Source organism: Chryseobacterium lathyri (assembly GCF_030812195.1).
Lineage (GTDB): Bacteria > Bacteroidota > Bacteroidia > Flavobacteriales > Weeksellaceae > Chryseobacterium > Chryseobacterium lathyri_A.
Genome location: NZ_JAUSSF010000006.1, coordinates 1 through 5,667, shown reverse-complemented (window position 1 = coordinate 5,667; position 5,667 = coordinate 1). Strand labels below are relative to the sequence as shown.

At 46.5% G+C, this 5,667-nt stretch carries 2 tRNA genes and 3 rRNA genes; all 5 read left to right on the top strand.

Going from position 1 to position 5,667, the window contains the following annotated elements:
• The first annotated feature begins 322 nt into the window (after window positions 1–322).
• The 5 genes from J2T03_RS20470 (at window position 323) to rrf (ending at window position 5,610) form a co-directional block, all read left to right on the top strand.
• Window positions 323–1,839, top strand: a 16S ribosomal RNA gene (locus tag J2T03_RS20470).
• A 295-nt stretch (window positions 1,840–2,134) separates the two neighbouring features.
• Window positions 2,135–2,208, top strand: a tRNA-Ile gene (locus tag J2T03_RS20465).
• A 97-nt stretch (window positions 2,209–2,305) separates the two neighbouring features.
• Window positions 2,306–2,379 (top strand) — tRNA-Ala (locus J2T03_RS20460).
• 157 nt (window positions 2,380–2,536) lie between these two features.
• A 23S ribosomal RNA gene (locus tag J2T03_RS20455) occupies window positions 2,537–5,300 on the top strand.
• Window positions 5,301–5,502: 202 nt separating this feature from the next.
• Window positions 5,503–5,610, top strand: a 5S ribosomal RNA gene (gene rrf / locus J2T03_RS20450).
• Together the 16S, 23S and 5S rRNA genes with 2 tRNA genes alongside form the textbook arrangement of a ribosomal RNA operon.
• Window positions 5,611–5,667 lie beyond the last annotated feature (57 nt).

Sequence of the window (5,667 nt, the reverse complement as noted above, 5' to 3'; positions counted from 1 at the left end):
TAACAATATTTTAGAAATAAAAGTTGCGGGGTTTGATTTTTTTTGTATCTTTGCAGTCCGGTTAAACGGAGCGCAGGAGTAAGTAAAGATTGAGTTGGTATAGGGAGTTAAGGTTACTAAAAAAACTTTAAAATTTTCCTTTAAAAGATTTGGTCAGATAGAAATAAATAATTACTTTTGCAACCGCAAATAGAGAACAGAACGACAGAGAAGCTTCTTTATAAAATGCGGAAAGAAAAAAGATCATTGACATACAATATAACAACCAAGTAAGGAAAAAACTAAAGCGTAAAAAAAACTTTGAGTGGGTCAGGAAAAACATACAATGGAGAGTTTGATCCTGGCTCAGGATGAACGCTAGCGGGAGGCCTAACACATGCAAGCCGAGCGGTAGAGATTCTTCGGAATCTTGAGAGCGGCGCACGGGTGCGGAACACGTGTGCAACCTGCCTTTATCAGGGGAATAGCCTTTCGAAAGGAAGATTAATGCCCCATAATATATTTTCTGGCATCAGAAGATATTGAAAACTCCGGTGGATAAAGATGGGCACGCGCAGGATTAGATAGTTGGTAGGGTAACGGCCTACCAAGTCAGCGATCCTTAGGGGGCCTGAGAGGGTGATCCCCCACACTGGTACTGAGACACGGACCAGACTCCTACGGGAGGCAGCAGTGAGGAATATTGGACAATGGGTGAGAGCCTGATCCAGCCATCCCGCGTGAAGGACGACGGCCCTATGGGTTGTAAACTTCTTTTGTACAGGGATAAACCTAGATACGTGTATCTAGCTGAAGGTACTGTACGAATAAGCACCGGCTAACTCCGTGCCAGCAGCCGCGGTAATACGGAGGGTGCAAGCGTTATCCGGATTTATTGGGTTTAAAGGGTCCGTAGGCGGACTCGTAAGTCAGTGGTGAAATCTCACAGCTTAACTGTGAAACTGCCATTGATACTGCGGGTCTTGAGTGTTGTTGAAGTAGCTGGAATAAGTAGTGTAGCGGTGAAATGCATAGATATTACTTAGAACACCAATTGCGAAGGCAGGTTACTAAGCAACAACTGACGCTGATGGACGAAAGCGTGGGGAGCGAACAGGATTAGATACCCTGGTAGTCCACGCCGTAAACGATGCTAACTCGTTTTTGGTTTTTCGGAATCAGAGACTAAGCGAAAGTGATAAGTTAGCCACCTGGGGAGTACGTTCGCAAGAATGAAACTCAAAGGAATTGACGGGGGCCCGCACAAGCGGTGGATTATGTGGTTTAATTCGATGATACGCGAGGAACCTTACCAAGGCTTAAATGGGAATTGACTGGTTTAGAAATAGACCGTCCTTCGGGCAATTTTCAAGGTGCTGCATGGTTGTCGTCAGCTCGTGCCGTGAGGTGTTAGGTTAAGTCCTGCAACGAGCGCAACCCCTGTCACTAGTTGCCATCATTCAGTTGGGGACTCTAGTGAGACTGCCTACGCAAGTAGAGAGGAAGGTGGGGATGACGTCAAATCATCACGGCCCTTACGCCTTGGGCCACACACGTAATACAATGGCCGGTACAGAGGGCAGCTACACAGCGATGTGATGCAAATCTCGAAAGCCGGTCTCAGTTCGGATTGGAGTCTGCAACTCGACTCTATGAAGCTGGAATCGCTAGTAATCGCGCATCAGCCATGGCGCGGTGAATACGTTCCCGGGCCTTGTACACACCGCCCGTCAAGCCATGGAAGTCTGGGGTACCTGAAGTCGGTGACCGTAACAGGAGCTGCCTAGGGTAAAACAGGTAACTAGGGCTAAGTCGTAACAAGGTAGCCGTACCGGAAGGTGCGGCTGGAACATCTCATTTTAGAGCGTCTAAAAGACGATAAACAAAATTAGGTACTTCGGTACTATTGATTCTGCTTAAAGTAAAGCTTTAGTTTTTTATTTGGTTGCTATATAATATAAACGATAGATGATAAAGTATAAATGATATGAATAGAGCAATCTATAAATAATCAATTATCAAGCATCATTTATCAACTATAAAACAAAACCCACTAGAAATTAGTATCAGAGGGAGAGATTTAGAAAAAGGAGTTAGAAATTAGGAGTTAGAGTTGATCTAACCTCTGGTGTCTAAAATCTAACATCTAAAACAAAGTCTCGTAGCTCAGCTGGTTAGAGCGCTACACTGATAATGTAGAGGTCGGCAGTTCGAGCCTGCCCGAGACTACTAATTAAAAAGACGGGAGATAAAAAGACAAGAGGTATGAGACGAATTGATAGTCTCGGTTCTCAGGTCAAAAAATCTATCTCGAAGTCTACTAGAGGGGGAATTAGCTCAGCTGGCTAGAGCGCCTGCCTTGCACGCAGGAGGTCAAGGGTTCGACTCCCTTATTCTCCACAGTTTTGGACGACTGATTTAAAAGTTACGGATGGAGCCAAAAACAACATCTGTTCATCAGTTGAAAAGAAAGACATTAAGATCATTGACATTAACGGTAAAGACATCACAAAGAGAAAACCGAGCGCATAAAAGCGCTTGAGTAACCAAAAATAGGAAAGAAATCGTTAAGGGCGTATGGCGGATGCCTAGGCTTTCAGAGGCGAAGAAGGACGCGGTAAGCTGCGAAAAGCTGCGGGGATCGGCACACACGACTTGATCCGCAGATGTCCGAATGGGGCAACCCAATACATTGAAGATGTATTACTCTAAATTTATTTAGAGAGCAAACCCGGAGAACTGAAACATCTAAGTACCCGGAGGAAAAGAAATCGAAGAGATTCCGTAAGTAGCGGCGAGCGAAAGCGGATTAGCCCAAAAGCTTTTATATGTTTAATAGAATGTTCTGGAAAGAACAGCCATAGAGGGTGATAGCCCCGTATATGAAAGGCATATTTGAGTGATAAATGAGTAGGGCGGGACACGTGAAATCCTGTCTGAATATGGGGGGACCATCCTCCAAGGCTAAATACTCCTGAAAGACCGATAGTGAACAAGTACTGTGAAGGAAAGGTGAAAAGCACTTCGAATAGAAGGGTGAAATAGAACCTGAAACCGTACGCCTACAAGCGGTCGGAGCCCACAAGTTGGGTGACGGCGTGCCTTTTGCATAATGAGCCTACGAGTTAATTTTACTAGCGAGGTTAAGGACTTCAGGTCCGGAGCCGGAGCGAAAGCGAGTCTGAATAGGGCGCTTAGTTAGTAGGATTAGACGCGAAACCTTGTGATCTACCCATGGGCAGGTTGAAGCTCTGGTAACACAGAGTGGAGGACCGAACCGGTTGACGTTGAAAAGTCTTCGGATGACCTGTGGGTAGGGGTGAAAGGCCAATCAAACTGGGAGATAGCTCGTACTCTCCGAAATGCATTTAGGTGCAGCGTCGCAAATGAGTTTATTAGAGGTAGAGCTACTGATTGGATGCGGGGGTTTCATCGCCTACCAATTCCTGACAAACTCCGAATGCTAATAAATGTTCTGCGGCAGTGAGGGCATGGGTGCTAAGGTCCATGTCCGAGAGGGAAAGAACCCAGACCAACAGCTAAGGTCCCCAAATATATGTTAAGTTGAAACAACGCGGTTGGACTGCATTGACAGCTAGGATGTTGGCTTGGAAGCAGCCATTCATTTAAAGAGTGCGTAACAGCTCACTAGTCGAGCGGTCCGGCATGGATAATAATCGGGCATAAACATATTACCGAAGCTATGGATTTATACCTTCTGGGTATATCTGGTAGGAGAGCATTCTGTTTGCGCCGAAGCAGTATCGTGAGGTATTGTGGAGCGGACAGAAAAGAAAATGTAGGCATAAGTAACGATAAAGGGGGCGAGAAACCCCCTCACCGAAAGACTAAGGTTTCCTCAGCCATGCTAATCAGCTGAGGGTTAGTCGGGACCTAACGCGAACCCGAAAGGGGTAGTGGATGGACAATGGGTTAATATTCCCATACTTGCTCACACTAAAAAGGGGACGGAGTGCCGTACCTGCTGGAGACTGACGGAATAGTCAAGGCCTAGCCTTCGGGCGAAGCTGCTGCAGGGAAAGTGCTTCCAAGAAAAGCCGAAGTGAAGCAACCCGTACCAAAACCGACACAGGTAGTCGAGGAGAGAATCCTAAGGTGCTCGAGTGAGTCGTGGCTAAGGAACTAGGCAAAATAGTCTCGTAACTTCGGAAGAAGAGACGCCAGCAGCAATGTTGGCCGCAGTGAAGAGGCCCAGGCGACTGTTTATCAAAAACACAGGACTCTGCTAAATCGAAAGATGCTGTATAGGGTCTGACACCTGCCCGGTGCTGGAAGGTTAAGGAAGGGCGTTAGCGTAAGCGAAGCGTTTGACTGAAGCCCCAGTAAACGGCGGCCGTAACTATAACGGTCCTAAGGTAGCGAAATTCCTTGTCGGGTAAGTTCCGACCTGCACGAATGGTGTAACGATCTGGGCACTGTCTCAGCCACGAGCTCGGTGAAATTGTAGTATCGGTGAAGATGCCGATTACCCGCAATGGGACGAAAAGACCCTGTGAACCTTTACTATAACTTCGTATTGACTTTGAGTAAGTAATGTGTAGGATAGGTGGGAGGCTTTGAAGCCGGCACGCTAGTGTTGGTGGAGCCAACGTTGAAATACCACCCTTTACTTACTTGGAGCCTAACTTCTTTTAGAAGGACATTGCGTGGTGGGTAGTTTGACTGGGGTGGTCGCCTCCAAAAGAGTAACGGAGGCTTTCAAAGGTACCCTCAGCACGCTTGGTAACCGTGCGTAGAGTGTAATGGCATAAGGGTGCTTGACTGTGAGACCAACAAGTCGATCAGGTGCGAAAGCAGGACATAGTGATCCGGTGGTTCCGTATGGAAGGGCCATCGCTCATAGGATAAAAGGTACTCCGGGGATAACAGGCTAGTCTCCCCCAAGAGCTCACATCGACGGGGAGGTTCGGCACCTCGATGTCGGCTCGTCACATCCTGGGGCTGGAGAAGGTCCCAAGGGTTGGGCTGTTCGCCCATTAAAGTGGCACGCGAGCTGGGTTCAGAACGTCGTGAGACAGTTCGGTCTCTATCTATTGCGGGCGTTAGATGTTTGAGAGGGCTTGATTCTAGTACGAGAGGACCGAATTGAACAAACCTCTGGTGTATCAGTTGTACCGCCAGGTGCACCGCTGAGTAGCTACGTTTGGAAGAGATAAGCACTGAAAGCATATAAGTGCGAAACTCGCCTCAAGATGAGACATCTTTTAAGGGTCGTTGGAGATGACGACGTTGATAGGCTACAGGTGTAAAGGCAGTAATGTCATAGCCGAGTAGTACTAATTACCCGTAGATTTATAGCCTATGGTTGCTATAATAGAATATTTAAAGATTAAAATATTTAATGATTCAATATTCATACAACAAGTTCTTTTATGCGCAGTAAAGGTTTTGTCTTTGTGAACGTTTTTATCGCTTAAAACAGATGTCAGATCCCAGAGATCAGATCCCAGACTTAAAGTCTGAGATCTGCAATCTATCTTCTGATATCTTATATACCTTCTTTAGGGTGGTTTTAGCGGTGGGGCTCACCTGTTCCCATTCCGAACACAGAAGTTAAGCCCACCAGCGCCGATGGTACTGCGAAAGCGGGAGAGTAGGCCGCCGCCAGTTTTTATTAAAAGTCTCATACAGTTATTGTATGAGACTTTTTTTGTTATATACCCCATC